This window comes from Moorena sp. SIO3I6 (assembly GCF_010672095.1).
This window is the reverse complement of sequence record NZ_JAAHHU010000524.1, coordinates 1-2945: the sequence shown is the minus strand read 5'-3', so window position 1 is coordinate 2945 and position 2945 is coordinate 1. Positions and strand designations below refer to the sequence as shown.

Sequence of the window (2945 nt, the reverse complement as noted above, 5' to 3'; positions counted from 1 at the left end):
TTACCAAAAAAACGCTTGATACTAGCGCAAGTGGTAAAGGTAATAATGCTACTCTAAAGATAGTCCAATCTATTAGTTTGGCTACGAATAAATTCCACCAAGGGGTTCTCCTGGTAGCTAATTGCATTGCACGATAGCTCCCAAATGGATCGTACTGAGCGAAAAGTTCTTCCCCCACGTTACTGTCTAATTTAATATTATTTATTATCGGAGTATTACTATTGAATTTAATCATTATTTTTAGACGTAAATTTTATTGCATAAATATCAGTGTAATACATCCAGTAATTGAGCAAAGAGAACAAGATAAATATTATTAAGCTCACAGAAATAGTTGTGACTTTCAAGGGAATTATGAGGAAAGAAGTGATCAACTCAATCAAGATTAGACCAATAAGAATATTGACAATAGTTTGGCGACGTAATAGGCTGCAAAACATAGCTCCTAAAGGAGCACCGATAACAACTACAGGAACTGCAGCTAGCCAATAACTAAGCGCCGGATCAGTAAAATCTTTGATAAAAAACACTTGTAAAGTAAATCCTATTACAGCATTTATAGCCATCAAAACAACCGAGGTAGGAGTGGCAACTTTCTCACTGATACGAAATAAAAGTACCATTACAGAAAATGTTAAAATGTCAATTCCATTGCCGACTAAAGAACTCATTATTCCTCCCAATAGCCCAGTAAAAAAGAATATTACTCGTTCTATAAAACTCCAATTATTGACTTGTAAATAGTATTGTCTTTTCTTTCCTGACATGATTAAACTAAAGGGTAAACTAGCGATCATCATGGTAAAAGACATCTTGATCATATCTGGGGGAAAAAAATGAGAAAAAAAAGCTAATCCAATCCAAATACCAAATGCTCCTCCAATGCTAGCCCAAATGATCGTCCGCCACTCCACCCTAATTCTTGTCACCCAAATTGCTACTGAGGCGGCACTCATACCAACACTTTGAATTGCTAGGGAAAATACCTTAGCATCATGAGGTGAAACATTTAGCAATTTAGTAAATACAGGAAAAGCGACTGCTCCTCCACCAATACTTGTTCCTCCAGCAATTATAGAGCCAAACATCATTGTTAAAGCAATCTCCCAATGATTGTAACAATATGCTATTGCCTCTTGTATACCAAGGGTATTCAGCCAAATACTCCACACTATGAGTGCGATTATTACTATAGTTTTTTGTCTTAAAGTTAAATGAGATTGATAGATTTTAACAAACTTTAATATTTTGGTTTTTATTGACATAATTTTTACTAGTTATGGCTTGCTTGAAAGAAGAAATAAGTTGTGCTAGCTAGTTGCTGCTAAAAAATGTTGTTAATCTCGATTGCGGCACGATAGCCTGATTCTAAGGCACCTTCCAGCCGTGCCAAGGGGAGGTATGTTCGCCCGCAAAATGTATGCGCCCTTCAGGATTAGCAGTATGTGGCAGTAGTCCAGTTACTTGTCCAGCACTCAACAGAACATGTCCACCTTTTGCCCAATTATCTTCATCCCAGCATACGGATAGACCACCTTCAATATACTCCTCTAGACCAGGAAGCATGGGTTCTAATTGGGCGATCGCATATTCTATTCGTTCTGCTTCACTCATGGTGGCCAGACTCTGCGATGGCTCTCCCTTCATATAGGAAACCAATATAGCCCTTTGTTGGGGTAGATCGAAACTGGAGTGCCAGAGTTCAGTGGGATAGTCTGCTAAACCAAAACCGTTCAACCCCTGGTCTAACCAGTAACGTTTCCTGACTTGCAAGAAGATACGGGACAAGGAAAGATAAGATATTTCCTGAATTGCCCGGTTTTTTTTCTCCGATAAGGATGGAGTAATTTTTAGGTGGCGCAGGACGCTGAAGGGAAGGGTACAAATCAGGTATTCTGCTGCCATGGTCTGGGTCACTCCTCCTTGAACATAGGCGACACGGACTTGAGAGCGATCGCTTTCGATTTCCACAACTTCTGCTCCGTAGTGGATCTTATCTTTCAAATGGTTTGCAAAAGCATTTGTTAGTTGATCTGCCCCTCCGACAATCTTTAACATCTGCTTTTCACTGACTCCGAGAGCCATCAAACGCAAGATCTCAAGTACAGAAACATTGTTTTTGGCAAAATCCAGGTAACCGAACCCGAACATCCTAGCAATCTGGGGGGAGATACCCTGACTATCGATAAACTCTCTTACTGTGAGCTGGTCGTACTTCCTTAAAGGTTCGGGAGGCCACTCAAGGGAGGTAGGATCGCCGAGTTCTGTAAAAAGCGGTCTACAAACCTTTTTTACTATTTCCTCTAATCTCATTTCCCTTTCTGCGGGAGTAAGATCAAGAGGATATTGACCCAACTTGACCTCTGTACCACTCTTGACCCTAAGCCGCTTACCCTGCAAGTAATGGACAAAATCCAGTTTGTCTGGATAAAAGGGTGCCACTTGCAGACCGAAATGGTCTAAGTATTTGAGAGTCCAGTGGTGATTTTCGGGGATGCGAGCCGCCCCAGCTTCCACATAAAGCCCATCGGCAAAGGGTTCCCGGAACGTTAGAATGCGCCCACCTGGTCGGAGACGGGCTTCCAACACTGTTACATTGTGACCCGCTCGCATCAGTTCGTAGGCCGATACCAGTCCGGCTATGCCAGCGCCGAGAATCAGTACGTGTTTTGGTTTGCCCTTTCTCACGAGTCTCTCAGGGCTGACACCAGCACAAATGTTGACCACAATTGCCCTTGATCTTGAGTCTAAGATGAAAGAAGTTTCTTATTGTCTGTTGTAGTGCTATCACTCCTTATAGGATGGATCGATGCGCTCAATCATACGCACTAAAGCCTTGAAAGTCGCTATTTGGGTTGACTTAAATCCATCCTTTTTCATTGGTTTAAACTGTTCCATTTGTTGAGCAAATGAATTCAAAATATCCTCAGAAGGCTGATTCAGTA

At 41.4% G+C, this 2945-nt stretch carries 3 protein-coding genes; all 3 read right to left on the bottom strand.

What is annotated here, in order from left to right; translation table 11 throughout:
- Nucleotides 1-235 (bottom strand): hypothetical protein (locus tag F6K49_RS38945; protein WP_293105869.1); only part of this gene is annotated, 235 nt, incomplete at its 3' end.
- On the bottom strand, nt 228-1265 hold the full coding sequence (locus tag F6K49_RS38940; RefSeq protein WP_293105867.1) for a sulfite exporter TauE/SafE family protein: 1038 nt from the start codon (nt 1263-1265) through the stop codon (nt 228-230). The genes F6K49_RS38945 and F6K49_RS38940, both read right to left, overlap by 8 nt.
- 103 nt (nt 1266-1368) lie before the next feature.
- The gene (locus tag F6K49_RS38935; protein WP_293105865.1) at nt 1369-2727 is read right to left on the bottom strand and encodes an FAD-dependent oxidoreductase; all 1359 of its coding nucleotides are present in this window, start codon (nt 2725-2727) and stop codon (nt 1369-1371) included.
- Nucleotides 2728-2945 lie beyond the last annotated feature (218 nt).